Origin of the sequence: Geminicoccus sp. (assembly GCF_035556675.1) — a bacterium.
Taxonomy (GTDB): domain Bacteria; phylum Pseudomonadota; class Alphaproteobacteria; order Geminicoccales; family Geminicoccaceae; genus Geminicoccus.
On sequence record NZ_DATMFZ010000042.1, the window covers coordinates 1 to 19362 of the forward strand.

Genomic DNA, 19362 nt, shown 5'->3' on the forward strand with positions numbered 1-19362 from the left:
GCGCCCATGCGGCGCAGGCCCGCCACCTTGTCGGCGACCCGCTCGTATTGGCCGGGGAAGCTCTTGCGCCCCTTCCAGTCGCGCACCGGCAGGCCGCAGCCGACCAGAGCGCGGTCGATCTCGGCAGTGCGCGAGACGCGGATCCGCTGGTCGTTCATGTAGGCGCCGTTGCCCTTGTCGGCGGCGAACAGCTCGTTGCGCACCGGATCGTAGATGCAGCCGGCAGTCACCTCGCCATGCTGCTCCAGCGCCACCGAAATCGCCCAGTGGGGCATGGCGTGCAGATAATTGGTGGTGCCATCCAGCGGGTCGATGATGAAGCGGTGCTCGGGGAACCGGCCTTCGCGCAGCCCGCCTTCCTCGGTCAGGATCGAGAAGTCGGGTCGGGCGCGGTGCAGGTCCTGGACCAGGATCTGCTCGGCCCGGCGATCGGCCGCGGAAACGAAGTCGGCCGGCCCCTTGACCGACCATTGCAGCTGCTCGACCTCGCCGAAATCGCGCGCCAGCCCGCGGGCGGCGCGCACGACGGCACGGACCATGACTTCGAGATGAGGCGAACGACGGGGCACGGATCGGAACTCGCTTAAGGGACGGCGTCCGGGTCGGCCGCGGCGACCGCCTGGTCGAGATCGCTGAGCAGGCGGACCGGGTCGTCCGACTGCCAGCAGGACGGCCCCGGCAGTGCGAAGGCGATCTTCGCGCTTACCAGGGTCACCATGTGGGACGGCTCGATAAGCCCGGTCACGCCACAAGGCAAGACGAACAACTCGGTCCACCAGGCAGCCAGCTCGATCGCGCGCTCCGGCTCCCGGTCGGCGCGGCCGAACAGGAGCCAGTCGGCACCGGCCTCCCCGACCTCCATCGCCTCGTGGCGATCCAGGCCGCACAGGACGCCCAGCACCTTGTCCGGGGGCAGGACCGCGCGCATCTCGGCGGTCCGCTCCGGCTCGGTCAGCAGGAGCCCGTCCAACGCGCGAGCCTGCTGCAGGTCGTCGCGCGCGAACACCGCGACCCCGTGCGCCTGGCCGAGCCGGCGGGCCGGCGCCGGGTCCGCGCCGGGCGGCAGCAGGAGGGCAGCCACCCGCCCGCCCGCCAGGACCGGTGCCAGGGCCGCCATGTCGCCGTCCCTGGGCAGGGGGATGATCAGCCGGAGCCGATCATCCTCGATGCCCTCGTCCGCCTGGGCCTGGTCCGGCAGGCTCACGCGTCGCCACGATAGACGTCGATGATCCGGCCGAGCAGTTCCAGCGCCTCGGCCTTGGGCCGCTGGAAGGCGTTGCGGCCGACGATCGAGCCGGAGCCGCCGCCCGCCTTGATCTGCTTGATCTCGTCGACCAGGGCATCGGCACCCTTGGCCTCGCCGCCTGAGAACACCACCAGGCGGCGGCCGTTGAAGCTCGCCTGCATCACATGGGCGATCCGCTCGGACAGGGTAGCGCGCGGGATCTGCTTCTCCTCGTAGACCTTCTTCGCGGCCTCCAGGTCGAGCAGGTCGGTGGGCGGCTTCACCTTGATGATGTTGGCGCCCATCAGTGCCGCCATGTGCGCGGCGTAGGCCACGATGTCGATCGCGGTCTCGCCGGCCTTGGTGACCATGCCGCCGCGCGGGTAGGACCAGACCACGGTGGCGAGACCGCTGGCCTTGGCCTCGAGGGTCAGCTCGCGCAGCTCCTCCATCATCCCGTAATTGTAGTCGGAGCCGGGATACATGGTGAAGCCGATGGCGACGCAGCCCAGGCGCAGCGCGTCACGGACGCTGCCGGTCACCGCCTGATCGCCGATGCCCTTGGCCAGGGAGTTGGCGCTGTTGACCTTGAGGATCAGCGGCAGCTCGCCGGCGAACGTGTCCGCACCGGCCTCGAGCGAGCCGAGCGGTGCGGCATAGCCGGACAGGCCCGCATCCAGGGCCAGCTCGAACAGATAGTGCGGGTCGTAGGCAGCGGGATTGGCGGCGAAGCTGCGGGCGGGGCCGTGCTCGTAGCCCTGGTCGACCGGCAGGATGACGAGCTTCCCGGTGCCGGCCAGCTTGCCCTGCATCAGCAGCCGGGCCAGGTTCGACTTCACTCCGGGATTCTCGCTCTCGTAATACGAGAGGATCTTTTTCACCGCCGGCGTAACACGCATCGTCAGCATCCTTCTTTGCCTTTGGACCCGGTGCTCGAACCGCACGCGGGTTAAGAACACGGCGCAGGTCGCGCCGTCAAACGGGCTGGATGGCTCCTGGTGCCGCACGGCGCCACGTCCGGCAACGAGAGATCAGATCATCGGCCGAATCGATGGCGAGCAGGGGCAGGCCGATCTCCTGGCGCAGCTCGCCGCCCAGTGCCCGGGCGATCGCCGCCAGCCGTTCGGTGCGCTCGCGCGGGCCGATATGGCGCACGAGACGCAGGCCGCTGCGCAGGCAGGCCAGCACGTCCCCGGCCCGCTCCCCGCAGTCCGCGAGAATCCGGCGCCCGTGCAGGCGCTCCAGCTCGGCGAAGAAGCCGGGCCCGGCATAGGCGACCGCACCCGGCGGCGTCACCGGCAGGATTGCGAGCTTCAGCTGGCACTCCGCATCCATCACGGCCGCCAGATGCCGGCCGTGATGGACGGTGACGGCGAGGGCGGTCAGCGCGCCAGGGCCGCCACGCCCGGCAGGTCCTTGCCCTCGATGAATTCGAGGAAGGCACCGCCGGCGGTGGAGACGTAGGAGAACTCTTCCAGCACGCCGGCATGGGCCAATGCCGCCACCGTGTCGCCGCCACCGGCGACCGACTGGAGCCTGCCCTCCCGGGTGAGCCTGGCTGCGGCCCTGGCCACCGCATTGGTGCCCTGGTCGAACGGTGCCACCTCGAAGGCACCCATCGGCCCGTTCCACAGCAGGGTCTTGCAGCGCGCCAGCGCTTCCTCCACGGCGGCGACACTCTCGGGTCCCACGTCCAAGATCATCTCTTCGGGCTCGACCGAATCGAGCCCGGTCACCCGGTGCGGCGCATTCGCCTCGAACCGGGTCGCGACCACCGCATCGACCGGCAGGACGATCCGGACGTTCCTGGCCTTGGCCTTGGCGGCGATCTCCCTGGCGTTGCCGGCCAGGTCCTTCTCGCACAACGACTTGCCGATCTCGACGCCATCCGCGAACAGGAAGGTGTTGGCCATGCCGCCGCCGATGATCAGCACGTCGACCTTGTCCAGGAGATGGCCCAGCACGTCGAGCTTGGTCGAGACCTTGGCACCGCCGATGAGTGCTGCGACCGGCCGGTCAGCGTCGCCCACCGCAGCGCCCAATGCCTTCAGCTCGGCCTCCATCAGCCGGCCGGCATAGGCCGGCAGGCGCTCGGCCAGTCCGGTCACCGAAGCATGTGCCCGGTGCGAGGCGGAAAAGGCGTCGTTCACGTAGACGTCGCCCAGGGCTGCCAGGGCGTCGGCGAATTCCTTCTGGTTCTTCTCTTCGCCGGCGTGGAAGCGCAGGTTCTCCAGGAGCGCGATCCCGCCTTCCCCGACCTTCGCAACCGCGGCTTCGGCCTCCGGGCCCACGCAGTCCTTGCCGAACACGACATCGATCCCGCCCAGCGCCTTGCCCAGCGCGCGGGCGATCGGCTCCAGCGACATGGCCGGCTCGACCTTGCCCTTGGGCCGGCCGAAATGGGACAGGGCGATGACCCTGGCACCCTTGCCCATCAGCTCCTTCAGCGTCACGGCGGCCCGCTCGATCCTGGTCGCGTCGGTGATCTCGCCGTCCTGCATGGGCACGTTGAAATCGACGCGGACGAGCACCCGCTTCCCCTTCGGGTCGAACTGGTCGATGGTTTCGAAGCGGGCCATGGGGATCCTCCCTCCGTGCTGCGGGTTCGAGGAGCTAGCACGGGTCATCACGGGCATGAACCCTAAGGCAGGCCGTCGAGGAGGCAACATGAACACGGGCGATCTCATCGGGCAGATCCTTCAGTCCGGCATGGCGCGTGGCGCCCATACGCGGATGCAGCGCGGTGCCGGTAGCCAGCCCGGCCTGGGCGGGCTGCTGGGCGGCCTGCTCGGCGGCGGTGGCAGCGGCTCGGGCGGTGGCCTGGGTGACTTGCTGGGCGGCCGGAGTGGCAGTCACGGCGGGGGCGGCGGCGGCCTGGGTGGCCTCGCCGGCATGGCCAGCGACTATCTCTCCGGTGGGGGACGCGGCCGTTCTTCCTATCCGCAGGGCGGTAGCATGTCCGGCGGCAGCCTGGGTGGCTTGGTGAGTGGCGGCAGCTTGGGCGGCTTGGTCGGCGCGATGCTAGGCGGCAGCCGCTCCAGCGGGATGCTGGGCGGTGCCGCCATGGGCGTGATCGGCATGATCGCCATGAACGCGCTGCGCAATCTCGGCCAGTCCCAGCCGGCCGCGCCGGCCGCCCAGGCAACACCGGCGGCCCAGCCCGGCCAGGCGGCAGAGGTGAGTCCGGACGACATCCCGGCACCCAGCGAGTCCACCCAGCGGCTCATGCTGATGGCGATGATCTCGGCTGCCAAGGCGGACGGCCATGTCGACGATGCCGAGATGAACAACATCGTCGGCAAGCTGAAGGAGAACGGCGCCGATGCGGAGGAGCGCGACTGGGTGCTGCGCGAGCTGGCCAAGCCCATGGACCTGGATGTGCTGGTGGCCGCCGTGCCGAGCATCGAGGTAGCCGCCCAGGTCTATGCCGCCTCCGCCCTGGCGATCACGCCGGACACGCCCCAGGAACAGGATTATCTGAACCAGCTCTCGGCCAAGCTGGGCCTGCAGCCGGCCGTGCGTGCCTATATCCACCAGGCGCTGGGCCTGCCGGCACCGGCCTGAGCCCTTCGTCGGGCGGCGAACGCGAAGCTGGCGCCGGGCGAGGCCACCGCCCTCCAGGCATGGAGTGCCTGGAGGGTGGTTGTCAGGACCGGACGATCTGGGTGCCGAAGCCGCCTTCGGTGAACAGTTCCAGGATGATCGCGTGCGCGACCCGGCCGTCCAGGATCACCGCGGCATCCACGCCCTGCGCCACGGCGGCCAGGCAGGTCTCGACCTTGGGGATCATGCCGCCGGCGATCACCCCGTCCTGGACGAGCTGTCGGGCACGGTCGGCGGACAGGCTCGGGATCAGCTCCTTCTGCCCGTCCAGCACGCCGCGCACGTCGGTCAGCATCAGCAGCTTGCGCGCAGCCAGCGCACCCGCCACCGCACCGGCGGCGGTGTCGGCGTTGATGTTGTAGGTCTCGCCCTCGGCGCCGACCCCGATCGGGGCGATCACCGGGATGATGTCGGTGCCCATGAACACGTCGAGCACCGTCCGGTCGACGAAGCTGGGCTCGCCGACGAAGCCGAGGTCCAGCACCTGCTCGATCCGGCTCTCCGGATCCCGCCTAGTGCGGGTCAGCTTGGTCGCCTGGATCAGCCGGCCGTCCTTGCCGGACAGGCCCACCGCCCGGCCGCCGGCCGCCTGGATCGCGTTCACGATCTCCTTGTTGATCTTGCCGGCCAGGACCATCTCGACGACCTCGACCGTGGCGGCATCGGTCACCCTGAGCCCGTCCACGAACTCCGAGCGGATCGCCAGACGGTCGAGCATCGCCTTGATCTGCGGGCCACCGCCATGAACCACGACCGGGTTGATACCGACCTGCTTGAGCAGCACCACGTCGCGGGCGAAGTCCCGCGCCGCCGCCGTGTCACCCATGGCATGGCCGCCATATTTGATGACCATGACTGCGTCCTGGTAGCGCCGCATATAGGGCAGCGCCTCGATCAGGGTGGCGGCGAGCTGGTGAATGTCGGTCGTCATCGGCTCAACGTCTCCGGATGCCGCGGCTCGGCAGGCGGGCGGGCGAGGGAGGCCAGCTCGGCGCGCAGCTCGGGAATGCCGACGCCGCTCTGGGAACTGGTCAGGATCGGCACGGGCAGGGCACCGATGCGCCGCGCCAGGGCGTCGGCGACCTCGGCCAGCCGGTCGGTGATCATCCCGCCACGGATCTGGTCGGACTTGGTGAGCACCACCTGGTAGGGGACCGCCGCCTTGGCCAGGGTCTCCATCGTGGCCGTGTCCACGTCCTTCAGGCCATGGCGGCTGTCGACCAGGACGCAGACCCTGGCCAGCGGCGCCCGCCCGGCCAGGAACCGGGTCACCAGCCGCTTCCAGGCATCGACGGTGCGCTTGGGCGCGGCGGCATAGCCGTAGCCCGGCAGGTCCACCAGCACGAGCCGCCCGCCCAGGTCGAAGAAGTTCAGTTCCTGAGTACGGCCCGGCGTGTTGGAGGCCCGAGCGATGTCCTTGCGGTTGACCAGCGCGTTGATCAGGCTGGACTTGCCGACATTGGAGCGGCCGGCGAACGCGACCTCGGGCAGGTCGGCTGGCGGGAGCTGGGCGAGGTCGGCGACCCCGCGCATGAAGGTGATCGACTGGGCGAACAGCAGTCGGCCCGCCTCCAGGCGGGCCGCTGCTTCGTCGTCGGGGCCGGTGGCGCCGCTCATGTCTTGGCGGGCGCCGGGCTCGGCTTGCCGTGCCGCTTCATGATGTACCACTGCTGCAGGACCGACAGCGTGTTGTTCCACGCCCAGTAGATCACCAGGCCCGCCGGGAAGGTGGCGAACATGAAGATGAAGATCAGCGGCAGGTACTGCATCAGCTTGGCCTGCAGCGGATCGGGCGGCTGCGGGTTCAGCTTCTGCTGCACGAACATCGTGGCGCCCATGATGAGCGGCCAGATGCCGATCATCAGGAAGGCCGGCGGATCCCAGGGGATCAGGCCGAACAGGTTGAAAATCGTGGTCGGATCAGGTGCTGACAGGTCCCGGATCCAGCCGAAGAACGGCGCGTGGCGCATCTCGATCGAGACGAACAGCACCTTGTAGAGCGCGAAGAAGACCGGGATCTGCACCAGGATCGGCAGGCAGCCCGACACGGGGTTGACTTTCTCGCGCTTGTAGAGCGCCATCAGCTCGACCTGCATCTTCTGCCGGTCGTCGGCGAAGCGCTCGCGCAGCTTCTCCATCTCGGGCTGGAGCGCCTTCATGGCGCTCATCGACTTGTACGACTTGTTGGCCAGCGGGAAGAGGACGATCTTCACCAGCAGGGTCAGGCCCAGGATCGCGATGCCGTAATTGCCGGTCGCGTGGTAGAGCCAGTTCAGGATGTGGAAGAACGGCTTGGTCAGGAAGTAGAACCAGCCGAAGTCCACGGCGCGGTCGAACAGCGGGATGTTCAGCTCGTCGCTGTAACGATCGAGGAGGTTGACCTCCTTGGCGCCGACGAACAGGTGCTCGGTCATCTCGAAGGTCTGGCCGGGCGCGATGGTGATCGCCTCGCCCAGATAGTCGGCCTGATACTTGTCGAGCCCGTTGTCCTGCACGTGGCGGAACGACGCCTTCACCGGCTGGTCCTGGTCCGGCACCAGCGAGGTCAGCCAGTACTTGTCGGTGAAGCCGAGCCAGCCGCCGGTCGTGTCGTACTGGTGCGGCTCCTCGACGACATCCTTATAGTTCGGCTCCTCCAGGCGCTCCTGGAAGACCCCGATCGGGCCTTCGTGGAGGATGTAGTATCCCAGCGTGTGCGGCGTGCCCCAGCGGCCGATCAGGCCATAGGGATGCAGCGTCACCGGCTGATCGGTGTCATTGCGCACCGACCGGCCGATCTTGAACATGAAGTCGTTGTCGAGGGCCAGCGTCTTGCCGAAGGTCAGGCCCTGGCCGTTGTCCCAGGTCATGGTGACCGGCTTGCCGGCACCCACGGCCTCGCCATCGGCCTGCCACATCGTGTCCGCGCCGGGCACGGCGACCGGATTGGCCTGATCGGCGACCCAGCCGAACTCGGCGAAATAGGCGCCGGGGCCGCGCACCGGATCCAGCAGGCGGATCTCAGGGGAAGTCGGCTCCACCGTTTCCCGATAGTCGACCAGCCGGATGTCGTCGATCCGACCACCCCTCAGCGACAGGGTGCCGTCGAGCCGACCATTGTCGATCTGGATCCGCGGCGCGTTCTCGACCGCCGCGCCCGCGGTTGGTGCAGCGCCAGGTGCTGACTGGTCGGCTGCTGCCTGATTGGCCGGCTGGTTCTTGGCCAGTTCCTCGACGCTCTGCGCGGCCTGTTGCTGCTCCTGCGCCTGGCGCAGGCGCGGCAGCTCGTAGAAATACTGGAAGCCCAGGATGATCGCGACCGAGAAGACGATGGCCACGATGAGATTACGCTGGTCGCCCATATGAGCTCGATCTCCAGGCGATCAGACTTTCTGCCCGGCCGAACAGGCCGGGCGCTGCCGCCGAGGCGGGACGGGGTCGAAGCCGAAGCCACCCCAGGGATGGCACCGGCACAGGCGCACGACCCCCAGGCTCAGGCCGTGCAGCGGCCCGTGGGTGTCGATCGCCTGCTGCATGTAGCGCGAGCAACTGGGCTCGAAGCGGCAGGCAGGTCCCAGTAGGGGGGAAACCAGCAGCCGCCAAGCGCCGAACAGCGAAGCCGTGACGATCCGCGCCGCCGTCACCGCCGGGTGTTCCCGCTGGTGCCGGCCCGGATCTTGGCCAGAGCCTGCGTAAGGTCCTCGCGCAGCACGGCGTAGGGCAGTGTCGCGGTCTGCGGCCGGGCGATCAGGACCAGGTCGAGACCGGCCGGGGCCGCCGCAGGCACCAGTTCCCGCACCACGGCGCGCAGACGCCGCTTGGCGCGGTTACGGACCACCGCACCGCCGACCTTGCGGCTGGCGGTGAAGCCGACGCCGGTGCGCTCGTCGGGCACGACCCGTGCAGCATACTGCACGACCATGCCGCTGCCGTGCCATCGCCGGCCCTTGGCGACCCGCAGGAAATCGGGCCGCTTCTTCAGGACCTCGGTCGCTGCCACGCCGCCTCCGGGCTCAGGCCGACAGGCGCTTCCTGCCGCGGGCGCGACGGCGCGCGATCACCTTGCGGCCGCCGACCGTCTCCATGCGGGCACGGAAGCCATGGCGGCGCTTCCGCACGATCTTGCTGGGCTGATAAGTCCGCTTCACGAGCGTTACTCGACATCTGAGAGGGATAACAGGCGCCGCATCGAACTCGACGCAACCAGCGTCGTCGGCAGCCGCCGGCGACGTCGGGGCTGCTGATAGGGGTGTTGGCGCGCATTTGTCAAATGTGCGTGTCACCTTTAGACGTCGCCGGGGATGTGTTTCGGTCGGCCGGCCTTGCGTCCGCACACCGCGGGTCTATCCTGTCGGGCTGGCCGGTCCGGGCGGGTGCGCCGCCGTAGCGGATGCGATCGGAAGAAGCGGATTGTACGACGCGGCAAAGCAGTTGCAGCCGGCCCGGCGCAGCCTGAAGACCAAGATCATCGTCCTGGTGGTCGCGATCCTGGTCTGCGTGGAGCTGGCCGTGCTCACCTGGTCGGTGGCGACCTACCGCTACGAGCGGCTGGAACGGCACATGACCCAGGACATGCTCGTGGCCGACGCGATCGCGATCATGCGCCCGTTCGCGCCCGACGGCACCAACACCTCGACGCCGGACGAGATCCTGAACCTGATGCACAGCCTGCGCAGCAACGGGCTGATCGTCCGCTCGGACAACACGGAGTGGCGGGTCGGCACGATCTTCGAGCGCAGCGAGATCGACGGGGTGTTCGACCTCGACCGTCCGCCGGGCATCGCCACCAAGATCGCGCAGGCCTTCGACCTGCTGCTGTTCGGCGGCGGGCGGGAGATCGTGCTGGTGCAACGCTCGCCCGTCCAGCTGGGCTCGCTGGTCGAGGTGTTCACCACCGACGACGAGCTGCGCGCCCAGACCCTGCGCCATGCCCTGGACATGGCGCTGGTGTCGCTGCTGGTGACCCTTACCCTGGGTTGGGCGCTTGTCCTCACCCTGGACCGCTGGATCGTGGCGCCGATCATCCGGATCTCGCAGGAGGTGATGGCGTTCCATGCCAATCCCGAGGACGAGAGCCTGGATCATCCCGTAAGCGACCGGGACGACGAGATCGGCGGGCTGGAACGGGCGGTCGACGAGATGCGGACCGAGGTGCGCGCGGCCCTGCGCCAGCAAACCCGGCTGGCGACACTGGGAGCCGCGGTCAGCCGGGTGAACCACGACCTGCGCAACATGCTCTCCACCGCCGTCCTGCTGTCCGACACGCTCGAGCGCAGCCAGGACCCGGAGGTGCGCCGGATCGCCCCCAGGCTGATCGACAGCCTGGAGCGGGCGACCCGCCTGTGCACCGACGTGCTGCGGTTTGCCCGGGACGAGAAGCCACGCCTGGTCGAGACCGACTTCGCCCTGGCGCGGCTGGCGGAGGAGGTGGACGATGCCACCCCGCCACCCAAGGAATCGCGGGTGCGCCTCAAGATCGACGTGCCGGACGAGCTGGTGCTCCATGCCGACCGGGACCAGATGTTCCGTGCCCTGCAGAACCTGCTGCGCAATGCTTACGAGGCGCTGGGTGACCGGCCGGACGGCCGGATCACCATCCAGGGAGGCCGCGCCGAAGGCCATGTCTGGATCGACGTCGCCGACAACGGACCGGGCGTCTCGCAGGGCACGCTGCAATGGTTGTTCCACCCGTTCCGGGCCAAGGAGAAGCTGGGCGGGAGCGGCCTGGGCCTGGCAATCGTGCGCGAGATCATGCGCGGCCATGGCGGCGAGATCGAGCTGGCGGAAACCGGCCCCACCGGCACGACGTTTCGTCTGCGCCTGCCGCAGCGCCGCCAGTCGGCCCCGCGCCCGGCGGCCAGGGAGACGGCGCTATGAACCGGGAGTTCCTCTTCTATCGTCGCTGGCCGGCCGGCAGGACGTGCCGGGCCCTGGGGCTGAGCTTGGCGCTCCTGCTCATCGGCTGCGCAGGTACCCGCGACCTCGGGCCCTATACGGATCTGCGCTGGAAGATCGAGAGCTTCTATCGCGACCATGCCTGGGAGGAGGGCGCGCGCTGTGTCCTGCCGAGCATGTCGATCACCCAGTGGGAAGTCCTGGAGGAAACCCCGGACAAGCTGGTGATCGGCGTTCGCTACGCGTGGAGAGACGACCGCAACTCCGGCTTCGATCCCGAACTGGGCCGTGTCCAGGCCGGCATCTGCCAGGGCTTCAACTCCCGGGTGTTCACCGTCGTGCGTGGCCCGGCCGGCATGCAGGTGCAGTCGATGACGGGTGAGCAACGACGGCGATGAGATGGCGATGACGAGGTGGACGTGCGGGCTGGCTATCCTGCCGGGCCTGCTGCTGATCGGCTGTGCCGCGGGCGACCCGCTGCCCGACCATCCGGGCCTGGCGGTGGCCCTGGAGCGCTACTACGCCCGGCACGGCATCGAGGAGGACGGGCGCTGCCCGCTGCCCGAGATGCGGCTGACGAGTGCCGAGATCACCGGTCAGGAGGGCGACCGGATGACGGTGGTGGCCGACTATCGCTGGGTGGACCGGCGCCGCGGCGACGGGGTGGCGCAGTCCTGCCTGGGCACCGGCACCCGCACCTTCATGCTCTATCAGGGACACGTGATGTCGATGAGCGGCGAGCGGCGCTGACCGGTGCCGGCGGGCCGGCTCAAAGCTCGGAGAACGCCTCGTCGCCGATCCGCTGGAGCTGGTCGGTCAGGTAACTGAGCACGGTGCGCCGCCCGACCTCTATTTCGACGTCCACCAGCATGCCCGGCTGGATCCTGGGGCCATGCGCCGCCGCTTCCGCCGCAGTCACTACCGTCACCGCGTAGACCGGCGGCCCGTCCGGCCGCTCGCGCCTGGCATCCGGCGCGATCCTGTCCAGCCGGCCGTCCAGCGCGCCGTAGCGCACGAAGTCGAAGGCGTGGACCTTCACCCGGGCGGCCATGCCTTCCTTCAGATGGCCGATATCCTCGTTGCGGATGCGCGCCGCCACGACCAACCCCTCGCCGGATGGGACCAGCTTCATGATCGGCTGGTTAGCGGCCACCGACTGGCCGGTGGCGCTCACCTGGATGTCCTGAACGAAGCCGGCTACCGGAGCCGTCACCGCCAGGCCGCGCAGCAATGCCTCCTGGTTCTGGAGCTGCCGGGCCAGGCGGTCGCGCTCGGCTGTCACCGTGGCCAGCTCGCCCAGCGTGCGCGAGCGCCGCTCGCTGTCGATCGAGCCTGCCCGGTTGCGGGTCTCCTCCAGCTCGGCGCGGGCGCTGACCAGTTGCTGCTCGGCCTTGGCCAGCTCGCCCGCCAGTTCTGCCACCTGCTGCTCGACTGCCACTAGCTTCATCCGCGGGTAGAGCTCGCGTGCCGCCAGTTCGCGCACCGCTTCCAGCTGCTGGCGCTGCAGGCTGAGGCTGTCGCGCAGCCGGGCGATCTCCGCGGCCGCGGCCCGGGTCTCCGCGGTCCTGGCCCGGACCTGCTCGGCCAGGACCTGCTTTTCTCCCGCCAGCGCCTCCATGCGCGCACGAGCGAGCCGGAGCTGCTCCTGGAGCAGGGCCGGATTGGCGCTGCCGGCGAGGTCCGCGAAATCCGGCTCCCGCCCGTCCGCCTCGGCCTGCAGCCGAATCACCGCCGCGCTCGCCTCGGCCAGCCGCGCCTCCACGTCCAGCCGTTCCCCGTTGCGAGTCTCCGGATCGAAGCGCACCAGCACCGCACCCGCCTCGACGTGCTGACCCTCCTGGACCAGGATCTCAGCGATCCGGCCGCCGCTTTGGTGGTTGATCACCTTGGCCCGGCCGACCGGCTCGACCTGCCCCTCGGCGCGGACCACCTGCTCGACCTGGGCCCAGGCCATCCAGCCGATGAGTGCGGCGAACAGGGCGGAGATCGTCACCACCAGCACCCGCGCCAGCGGCGAGGCACGCCGCTCGATCAGGCCCTGGGCATCGGGAAGGAAGTCGGTCCAGCTGGCGAGCAGCGCCATGGCAGCCTCCGGCAGGTCAGGAAACGGCGTGGAGGTTGGTGCGCTGGGCGCGGCCGGAGAGCTGGGCCACCATCTCGGCGGCCGGACCCTGGCGGGTGATCCGGCCATGGCCCAGCACCACCACTTGGTCGCACATCGTGAGCGCGGCGATGCGGTGGGTCACCAGCACGATGGTTCGTCCGGCGGCGGCCCGGCGGAGATTGACCAGGAACAGTTCCTCGGTGGCCGCATCCAGCGCACTGGTCGCTTCGTCCAGCACCAGGATGCGCGGGTTGCGCACCAGGGCCCGGGCGATCGCCACCAGCTGGCGCTGGCCAGTCGACAGGCCGGTGCCGCGCTCGCCCAACCTGGTGTCGTAACCCTCGGCCATGCGCTGGACCGCCTCGTGCAGGCCCACGAAGCGGGCGGCCGCGATTACCCGGGCGAAGCTCTTGTCGGGCGCACCCAGCGTGATGTTCTCCGCGATCGTCCCGGCGAAGAGCTGCACGTCCTGCGGGACCACGCCGATCTGCGAGCGGTAGACGGCGGGGCTCAGCCGGCGCACGTCGAAATCGTCGATCAGCACCCGGCCGGCGGTCGGCTGCTCCACACCCAGGAGCAGCTTGACCAGCGTGCTCTTGCCCGAGCCCGGTGCACCGGTGATGCCGACGATCCGGCCGGGCTCGACCGCGAGCGTCACGTTGTCCACCGCAGGGCGACCATCGCCACGATAGCCGAAGCTCACGCCGTCCAGCTGCAGGCGGCCCGCCAGCCGGACATCGCCCTGGCCCCGCGCCTCGCTGCCCTCGATCGGCTCACCCATCAACGTGTCCAGCCGGGCGAACGCCTCGCGTACCGTCTGCAGCTCCCGCCATGCGCCGAAGATCTGGCGCAGCGGTGCCAGTGCCCGGGCGCCCAGGATGCTGGCGGCGACCAGCGCGCCGATGGTGAGTTCGCCCGCCACGATCAGGCGGGCACCGACATAGACCAGGGCCAGCGCCGCGGCCTGCTGCAGACCGAGACAGAGGGCCGCGGCCAAGCCGGACAGCTCGCCGGCACGAAAGCCGGTCCAGGCACTCTCGGCCAGCCGCTTCTCGAACCGGCGCTCCATCTCCGGCTCCAGGCCCAGATATTTGACCGTGAGCGCATTCAGCACGGTCTCACCCATGGCGGCGGCCTTGGCGGCCTGGGCGCGGAAATGGGCGCGGAGCAGCCGACCCTGGCGCCGGTGCGCCAGCCAGGAAACGAGGAAGAAGGGCGGGATCGCCAGCAGCACGGTCAGCCCGAGACGCAGGTCGAGTGCGGTCACCGCGCCCAGGAACAGGAGGGAGAATGCCAGGTCGACCAGCACCAGCGGCATCTGCGAGGTGAAGAAGCTGCGAATCGGCTCCAGCTGGCGGAGCCGCTCCACCATCTGCCCGGCCGACATCTGCTCGAACACACGGAACGGCAGGCGCACCACATGGTGCATGATTTCGGCGCCCAGGGCAGCATCCAGGCGCGCACCGGCATGGGCGGCGATGTGGGCGCGCACCGCGCGCAGCACCAGCTCGAACATAACCAGGCTCACCATGCCCACGGTGAGCACGTCGAGCGTGCCGAGTGCCGCGTGACCCACGACCTTGTTGTAGACCACCATCATGAACAAGGGTGCGGCCAGCGCGATCAGGTTGACCACCACGGAGGCCAGCACCAGCTCGGCCAGCACCGGGCGCAGCCTGCCGAGCAGGACGGTGCGCCAGGAGCCGGCCTCTGCCGATTCGCGCTCTGCCGGCCGGAGTAGGAGGATCTCCGCCGCGATCTCTGGCAACTGGGCCAGATCCACGCTGCGCGGCTGCCCGCCCTGGGCGTCCGTCAGCACCACGCCGGCAGCGCTCACCCCCGTCGCGATCCAGGCCTGGCCCGGGTCCTTGCCCAGCACGAGGAAGGGGACGGGCAGGCCCGGGACGCGGCGGGGGCTGGGTGCCGTCACCGCTACGTCGAAGCCCAGCCGGTGGGCCAGGCGGGCCAAGTGGCGGCGGTCCACCGGCCCGTCGGGGCAGGGAGCGGCCGCCAGGATCTCCGCCATGGCGACGGGCCGCTCGAGCAGCACGGTGAGCCGTGCGAACGCGCTCAGGAGCGGATCGGTGCCGCCAGGATCCTTCTCGGCCGCAGGAGCACGCAGCTTGCTCGTGGACATGGCGAGCGGTCACCCATCAGGAGCATGGCGAAACGCCATGTATCCTAATAGGAGATAAAACCGGCCATTTGCAACATTAATGGTTGAAATAGCTGTCCGTCAGTCGAGCGCCCAGACCAGGAATTTCAGGTACACGGTCTCGACCAGCGCCGGGTGGATCGGGTGGTCGACATTGGCGCCGGCGCGATGGACGACGCGGCCGCCGCGCCCCGCCTCGCGAATGCCCGCCCAGATCTCCCCGAGGAAGGCCTCGGCATCGACATTGTGGGAGCAGCAGGACACCAGGAGGAAGCCCTGCTCGGCGGTCAGCGCCGCCGCAGCACGCGCCAGCTTGCGATAGCCCTTGAGCCCGGCCTTCAGGTCCTTGCGCGACTTCACGAAGGCGGGCGGGTCGCACATCACCAGGCCGAACCGGCGCCCCTCCTTGCCGAGCCGGTCCATGGCGTCGAAGGCATCGGCGCGTTGGAAGCTGCAGCGGCCGGCAACGCCCTGCAGCTCGGCACTGGCGGCGGCGAGGTCGAGTGCCGCCTGCGAGCGGTCGACCATCAGCACCGACGCAGCACCGCCCGCGGCAGCCGCCAGGCCGAAGCCGCCGCCATAGCTGTAGACGTCCAAGACCTCGCGCCCGGCCGCCAGTCGTGCGGCAAAGGCATGGTTGGCGCGCTGGTCGTAGAACCAGCCGGTCTTCTGGCCGCCCACCGGGTCGACCTGGAAGCGCCGGCCGTCCTCCTCGACGAAGGTACGGGCTTCGGGGTCGCCCTTGACCACCCGCACGTCCTCGGCGAGGCCCTCCAGCGCCCGGACCGGCGCATCGCCGCGGAATACGATCCGGCTGGGCTTGAGCAGCCGGTCCAGTGCCTGGAGCCAGTCCTCCTGCGCCCGATCCATGCCGGCCGTGTTGACCTGCGCCACCACCGTGTCGCCGTAGCGGTCCACGATCAGGCCGGGCAGGCCATCCGCCTCGCCATGAGCCAGCCGGTAATAGGGCTGGTCGAACAGCATTTCGCGTAGGGCCAGGGCCCGGGCCAGGCGCCGCTCGAAGAAGGCCGGGCCGATCTCCACGTCGCGCGAGCGGGTGAGGATGCGTGCCGCGATCAGGGAGTGCGGATTGTAGTGGGCCAGGCCATAGGCCTTGCCGTCGGCGAAGGCCACCTTGACCAGCGAGCCCGGCTCCAGGCTGCGCAGCGCCGCCTCCGGGCGGATCTCGTTGCTGTAGAGCCAGGGCGAGCCGCTGCGCAGGCGGCGCTCGTGGTCGGGCAGGACATGGATGATCGGCAGGGACATTGGGGGCTCGGTCGGCAGAACGGATGGACGGGTCGGGATGTTGGCTGGTCAGTGCGGCGCCGGAAGCGTGCTCGGCATCGAACCGCCGATGCGTACCGGCTCGATCCGCCGGGCCAGGCCGGTGGCGTCGTCGGTCTCGATCAGCACGGCGCACAAGGTGGCTTCGCCCTGCGCCGGTTCCATCTTCCTGCCCGGCAGGGGCGAGCGCCAGCGCTCCAGCGAGGCCTGCTTGTCCATGCCGATCACGCTGTCGTAGTCGCCGGTCATGCCGACATCGGTGATGAAGGCGGTGCCCCCGGCCAGGACGCGGTGATCGGCGGTGGGCACATGGGTGTGGGTGCCGACCACGGCACTCACCCGGCCGTCGAAGCCGTGGCCGTGCGCCAGCTTCTCGCTAGTCGCCTCGGCATGGACGTCGATCAGGATGGCGTCGGCGGTGCCCGGCAGCGACAGGCTGGCGAGCTCGGCCTCCAGGGCGCGCATCGGGTCGTCGGCCAGGCCCATGAACAGCCGGCCCAGCACCTGCAGGACTACGAACCGTCGCCCGTCGGCAAGGCGCAGCTCGCCTATCCCGCGGCCGGGCGTGCCCGGCATCATGTTGAGCGGGCGGACGATCCGCGGCTCGTTCTCGATATGGACCAGCAGCTCGCGCTGGTCCCAGGCATGGTTGCCGAGCGTGATCAGGTCGGTACCGAGCTCGAACAGGCGCTGCGCGATCTTGGCCGTGAGCCCGTAGCCCCCAGCGGCGTTCTCGGCGTTGACTACCACCACGTCCAGTTCCAGCCGGCGGCGCAGGTCCGGCAGGTGCCGCTCGATGGCCGCCCGGCCGGAACGGCCGACTACATCGCCCACGAACAAGATGCGCAAAGCTGAATACTCCAGAAAGGTCGGCGTCGGCCGGTCAGCGAATATGCCTGCAGCCGGTCTCGGTCACCACCATGTCGAGCGGCTCGTCGAACGGCTCGGTCGGTACTCGGTCCACTTCCTGGCAGGCGAAAGCATAGCCGATGCAAAGCGGCCGGTGCCCTGCCTCGCGGAGCATGGCGATGGTCCGGTCGTAGAAGCCGCCGCCCCAGCCCAGCCGGTAGCCCCTGGCATCGAAGGCCAGGAGCGGCGTGAGGATCACTGCGGGCAGGATCTCGGGCGCGCCGGCGGGCGGCTCCTGGACCCGGAACGGCCCGGCCACCAGCGGCTCACCCGAATACCAGCAATGAAAGCGCAGCGGTTCGGACCGACCGGTGATGCGGGGCAGGGCCGTGGGCACGCCCAACTCATGGAGGGCGCGTAGCAACGGCTTGGTATCGATCTCGTCCTGGAGCGGCCAGAACAGGGCAACCGCACGCGCCGGGCAAAGCTCGACCGCACGCAGGAAATGCAAGGCGGCCATGCGGCTGGCAGCCTGGGCGTCCGCCACCGCCAAGGCCGCACGCGCCGCCAGCACCTGGTTGCGCAGCAGCGCCTTCTCGGCGGGAGCAGATGGAGCAACGGCCAACGCGGCTAGCCTTCACGGCACCGCGAAGCACCGCGGGTGCGGGAGGAGGTAGAGAAGTGGCGGACGCCGCCCTGGCCGTCGTGATCCGACTGTTCCTGGGACCTGCTACGCAGGTGGGCGCCATGTAACGTGACCACGGTCACATCAGGGACAGCTCCCGATTGGAACGAAGGCCCAGGCGCATATGATGGACACTAACGAACCGGGCAGCGCCGCCATGCCGAATCTAGGTGCCGGGCGCCGGTTCGGCAAGGTGACAGGCGTCGGCCAAGCGCTCGATCTGCTCGGCGACCCGCTGCAGCTCCTCGCTGAGCCGCTGTTCGCCGGTCTTGCTGGTCTCGGCGAGCGAGGCACGCAGCCGCTTGATCTCGTCATAGGCGTCCGACAGCTCGTCGGCGATGATCAGGCTGGTCAGCACCAGCAGGCGCAGGTCGCCGATCTGACCATTGGCGCCGCCCAGCTCGCGCACCCGCCCGTCCACATACTGAGCCAGGCGCCGCAGCCGGGTTTCCTGGCCGTCGTCGCACTGTACCGTGTGGGTGCGGCCATTGACCGTGACATCGACCATGCCCATCGGGGTCAGCCTTCCATCAGACGCTCGACGCGCAGAATCGCGTCGTTCAGGCGCCGGCCCAACTCGTCGGCAGTATGCGCGAGATCCGCCATGCGCTGTTCGGCGGCTTCGAGACGCGCTGCGAGCCCGTCGCGCTCCTGGCGCAGCGCCTGGTACTCGCGCAGCAGCGCGTCATAGTCTGCCCGCTCCACGAACTCGACCTGCCGGGCGGCCTGCGCGGAACTGGCAGCCACGCCCTCGGTCAGTCGTGCCAGCGCGTGATCCAGTCTCGCCCTGGCGGCATCAAGTGAGGTCATGTGCCGCGCGCCGGCCCCCATCGCAAATCGGGCAACGCCATGGTCTTGCCCAGGCCCGGGCGCGGCGTCAACGGCCAGGGCGCCACGGTCGGCGCCAAGAAGGTGTTGATTTTTCGGGATCGACGGGGGATGCCCACCGCGCAGGACGGAGTTTCCCGTCACCGCCAGCCACCTCCACCTGACGACTGCCGCTGATGACCGACGTTGCTACCCTCGATCTCGCCAATGCGATCCGGTTCCTGGCGGTGGATGCCGTCGAGCAGGCTAACTCCGGTCATCCCGGCATGCCGATGGGCATGGCGGAGGTGGCCACCGTGCTGTTCACCCGGCACATGAAGTTCGACGCGCGCGATCCGAAATGGCCCGACCGCGACCGGTTCGTGCTCTCGGCCGGGCATGGCTCGATGCTGCTCTACGCCCTGCTCTACCTGACGGGCGTGGAAGGCGTGGAGATCGAGGACATCCGCAACTTCCGCCAGTACGGCGCCCGGACCGCAGGCCATCCCGAGTACGGCCACGCGCCGGGCATCGAAACCACCACCGGCCCACTGGGCCAGGGTTTTGCTAACGCGGTGGGCATGGCGATCGCCGAGGCGCATCTGGCCGCCCGGTTTGGCAAGGAACTGGTGGACCACCACACCTACGTGATCGCCGGCGATGGCTGCCTGATGGAGGGCATCAGCCACGAGGCAGGTGCGCTCGCCGGGCATCTGAAGCTCAACAAGCTGATCGTGCTCTGGGACGACAACGGCATCTCGATCGACGGCAAGGTG

At 69.4% G+C, this 19362-nt stretch carries 23 protein-coding genes and 1 other RNA gene; 5 read left to right on the forward strand and 19 right to left on the reverse strand.

Features of this window, described 5'->3' with window-relative positions; translation table 11 throughout:
• The 5 genes from VNS22_RS03045 to VNS22_RS03065 all read right to left on the reverse strand — a co-directional run.
• Positions 1-539, reverse strand: a 539-nt coding sequence (locus VNS22_RS03045; protein ID WP_325729493.1) for an inositol monophosphatase family protein, incomplete at its 3' end; no start/stop codon positions are given.
• 44 nt (positions 540-583) lie between these two features.
• Positions 584-1204, reverse strand: a complete 621-nt coding sequence (locus tag VNS22_RS03050) for a thiamine phosphate synthase (protein ID WP_325729495.1) — start codon at positions 1202-1204, stop codon at positions 584-586.
• The gene (locus VNS22_RS03055) at positions 1201-2124 is read right to left on the reverse strand and encodes a class I fructose-bisphosphate aldolase (RefSeq protein ID WP_325729497.1); all 924 of its coding nucleotides are present in this window, start codon (positions 2122-2124) and stop codon (positions 1201-1203) included. Before VNS22_RS03055 ends, VNS22_RS03050 begins: the two co-directional genes overlap by 4 nt.
• A gap of 76 nt (positions 2125-2200) precedes the next feature.
• Positions 2201-2560, reverse strand: a complete 360-nt coding sequence (locus VNS22_RS03060) for a hypothetical protein (RefSeq protein WP_325729499.1) — start codon at positions 2558-2560, stop codon at positions 2201-2203.
• A 47-nt stretch (positions 2561-2607) separates the two neighbouring features.
• A complete protein-coding gene (locus VNS22_RS03065; RefSeq protein ID WP_325729501.1) occupies positions 2608-3804 on the reverse strand; it encodes a phosphoglycerate kinase in 1197 nt (398 codons plus the stop codon).
• A gap of 88 nt (positions 3805-3892) precedes the next feature.
• On the opposite strand from VNS22_RS03065, the gene VNS22_RS03070 reads away from it, so the two are divergent.
• Positions 3893-4789, forward strand: a complete 897-nt coding sequence (locus tag VNS22_RS03070) for a tellurite resistance TerB family protein (protein WP_325729503.1) — start codon at positions 3893-3895, stop codon at positions 4787-4789.
• An 82-nt stretch (positions 4790-4871) separates the two neighbouring features.
• Here the strand turns inward: VNS22_RS03070 and argB are convergent, their stop codons facing one another.
• The 6 genes from argB to rpmH are packed head-to-tail and all read right to left on the reverse strand — an operon-like array spanning position 4872 to position 8955.
• Positions 4872-5759 (reverse strand): acetylglutamate kinase, encoded by an 888-nt coding sequence (gene argB, locus VNS22_RS03075; protein ID WP_325729505.1) that lies wholly within the window; start codon positions 5757-5759, stop codon positions 4872-4874.
• Positions 5756-6445, reverse strand: a complete 690-nt coding sequence (gene yihA, locus VNS22_RS03080; protein ID WP_325729507.1) for a ribosome biogenesis GTP-binding protein YihA/YsxC — start codon at positions 6443-6445, stop codon at positions 5756-5758. Before yihA ends, argB begins: the two co-directional genes overlap by 4 nt.
• A complete protein-coding gene (gene yidC, locus VNS22_RS03085) occupies positions 6442-8169 on the reverse strand; it encodes a membrane protein insertase YidC (protein ID WP_325729508.1) in 1728 nt (575 codons plus the stop codon). Before yidC ends, yihA begins: the two co-directional genes overlap by 4 nt.
• A 21-nt stretch (positions 8170-8190) precedes the next feature.
• Positions 8191-8451 carry a membrane protein insertion efficiency factor YidD gene (yidD, locus tag VNS22_RS03090; protein ID WP_325729509.1) on the reverse strand — a complete coding sequence of 87 codons (261 nt, stop codon included), beginning with the start codon at positions 8449-8451 and terminating at the stop codon, positions 8191-8193.
• Entirely contained in the window at positions 8448-8807 is a 360-nt protein-coding gene (gene rnpA, locus VNS22_RS03095; protein WP_325729511.1) for a ribonuclease P protein component, read from the reverse strand. The genes yidD and rnpA overlap by 4 nt, the downstream gene beginning before the upstream one ends.
• Before the next feature lie 13 nt (positions 8808-8820).
• Entirely contained in the window at positions 8821-8955 is a 135-nt protein-coding gene (rpmH, locus tag VNS22_RS03100; RefSeq protein ID WP_027135962.1) for a 50S ribosomal protein L34, read from the reverse strand.
• 262 nt (positions 8956-9217) lie between these two features.
• Between rpmH and VNS22_RS03105 the strand changes: the two genes are divergently transcribed.
• The 3 genes from VNS22_RS03105 to VNS22_RS03115 are packed head-to-tail and all read left to right on the forward strand — an operon-like array spanning position 9218 to position 11452.
• Complete coding sequence (locus VNS22_RS03105; protein ID WP_325729515.1) at positions 9218-10684, forward strand: HAMP domain-containing sensor histidine kinase; 1467 nt, start codon at positions 9218-9220, stop codon at positions 10682-10684.
• A complete protein-coding gene (locus VNS22_RS03110) occupies positions 10681-11100 on the forward strand; it encodes a hypothetical protein (RefSeq protein ID WP_325729517.1) in 420 nt (139 codons plus the stop codon). The genes VNS22_RS03105 and VNS22_RS03110 overlap by 4 nt, the downstream gene beginning before the upstream one ends.
• A gap of 7 nt (positions 11101-11107) precedes the next feature.
• Positions 11108-11452, forward strand: a complete 345-nt coding sequence (locus VNS22_RS03115) for a hypothetical protein (RefSeq protein ID WP_325729519.1) — start codon at positions 11108-11110, stop codon at positions 11450-11452.
• 19 nt (positions 11453-11471) lie between these two features.
• Here the strand turns inward: VNS22_RS03115 and VNS22_RS03120 are convergent, their stop codons facing one another.
• The 8 genes from VNS22_RS03120 to VNS22_RS03155 form a co-directional block, all read right to left on the reverse strand.
• Positions 11472-12785: an HlyD family type I secretion periplasmic adaptor subunit gene (locus VNS22_RS03120; RefSeq protein WP_325729521.1), complete on the reverse strand. Its 1314-nt coding sequence runs from the start codon at positions 12783-12785 to the stop codon at positions 11472-11474.
• A gap of 16 nt (positions 12786-12801) precedes the next feature.
• The gene (locus VNS22_RS03125) at positions 12802-14943 is read right to left on the reverse strand and encodes a peptidase domain-containing ABC transporter (RefSeq protein WP_325729523.1); all 2142 of its coding nucleotides are present in this window, start codon (positions 14941-14943) and stop codon (positions 12802-12804) included.
• Between the two features lie 99 nt (positions 14944-15042).
• Positions 15043-16227: a class I SAM-dependent rRNA methyltransferase gene (locus tag VNS22_RS03130; protein WP_325729525.1), complete on the reverse strand. Its 1185-nt coding sequence runs from the start codon at positions 16225-16227 to the stop codon at positions 15043-15045.
• A gap of 48 nt (positions 16228-16275) precedes the next feature.
• Positions 16276-17094: a TIGR00282 family metallophosphoesterase gene (locus VNS22_RS03135; protein WP_325729527.1), complete on the reverse strand. Its 819-nt coding sequence runs from the start codon at positions 17092-17094 to the stop codon at positions 16276-16278.
• Between the two features lie 34 nt (positions 17095-17128).
• Complete coding sequence (locus VNS22_RS03140) at positions 17129-17719, reverse strand: 5-formyltetrahydrofolate cyclo-ligase (RefSeq protein ID WP_325729529.1); 591 nt, start codon at positions 17717-17719, stop codon at positions 17129-17131.
• Between the two features lie 59 nt (positions 17720-17778).
• A non-coding RNA gene (ssrS, locus tag VNS22_RS03145) (6S RNA) lies at positions 17779-17935 on the reverse strand.
• 10 nt (positions 17936-17945) lie between these two features.
• A complete protein-coding gene (locus tag VNS22_RS03150) occupies positions 17946-18293 on the reverse strand; it encodes a cell division protein ZapA (RefSeq protein WP_325729531.1) in 348 nt (115 codons plus the stop codon).
• A gap of 5 nt (positions 18294-18298) precedes the next feature.
• On the reverse strand, positions 18299-18589 hold the full coding sequence (locus tag VNS22_RS03155) for a DUF4164 family protein (RefSeq protein WP_325729533.1): 291 nt from the start codon (positions 18587-18589) through the stop codon (positions 18299-18301).
• A gap of 194 nt (positions 18590-18783) precedes the next feature.
• Here VNS22_RS03155 and VNS22_RS03160 point away from each other — a divergent pair.
• Positions 18784-19362 (forward strand): 1-deoxy-D-xylulose-5-phosphate synthase N-terminal domain-containing protein (locus tag VNS22_RS03160; protein WP_325729535.1); only part of this gene is annotated, 579 nt, incomplete at its 3' end.

Coding starts and splice junctions, on each gene's coding strand:
- VNS22_RS03055 (WP_325729497.1), bottom strand. CDS start 2,124: ATGCGTGTTACGCCGGCGGTGAAAAAGATCCTCTCGTATTACGAGAGC.
- VNS22_RS03060 (WP_325729499.1), bottom strand. CDS start 2,560: ATGGATGCGGAGTGCCAGCTGAAGCTCGCAATCCTGCCGGTGACGCCG.
- VNS22_RS03065 (WP_325729501.1), bottom strand. CDS start 3,804: ATGGCCCGCTTCGAAACCATCGACCAGTTCGACCCGAAGGGGAAGCGG.
- VNS22_RS03070 (WP_325729503.1), top strand. CDS start 3,893: ATGAACACGGGCGATCTCATCGGGCAGATCCTTCAGTCCGGCATGGCG.
- argB (WP_325729505.1), bottom strand. CDS start 5,759: ATGACGACCGACATTCACCAGCTCGCCGCCACCCTGATCGAGGCGCTG.
- yihA (WP_325729507.1), bottom strand. CDS start 6,445: ATGAGCGGCGCCACCGGCCCCGACGACGAAGCAGCGGCCCGCCTGGAG.
- yidC (WP_325729508.1), bottom strand. CDS start 8,169: ATGGGCGACCAGCGTAATCTCATCGTGGCCATCGTCTTCTCGGTCGCG.
- VNS22_RS03110 (WP_325729517.1), top strand. CDS start 10,681: ATGAACCGGGAGTTCCTCTTCTATCGTCGCTGGCCGGCCGGCAGGACG.
- VNS22_RS03115 (WP_325729519.1), top strand. CDS start 11,108: ATGACGAGGTGGACGTGCGGGCTGGCTATCCTGCCGGGCCTGCTGCTG.
- VNS22_RS03120 (WP_325729521.1), bottom strand. CDS start 12,785: ATGGCGCTGCTCGCCAGCTGGACCGACTTCCTTCCCGATGCCCAGGGC.
- VNS22_RS03125 (WP_325729523.1), bottom strand. CDS start 14,943: ATGTCCACGAGCAAGCTGCGTGCTCCTGCGGCCGAGAAGGATCCTGGC.
- VNS22_RS03130 (WP_325729525.1), bottom strand. CDS start 16,227: ATGTCCCTGCCGATCATCCATGTCCTGCCCGACCACGAGCGCCGCCTG.
- VNS22_RS03150 (WP_325729531.1), bottom strand. CDS start 18,293: ATGGGCATGGTCGATGTCACGGTCAATGGCCGCACCCACACGGTACAG.
- VNS22_RS03155 (WP_325729533.1), bottom strand. CDS start 18,589: ATGACCTCACTTGATGCCGCCAGGGCGAGACTGGATCACGCGCTGGCA.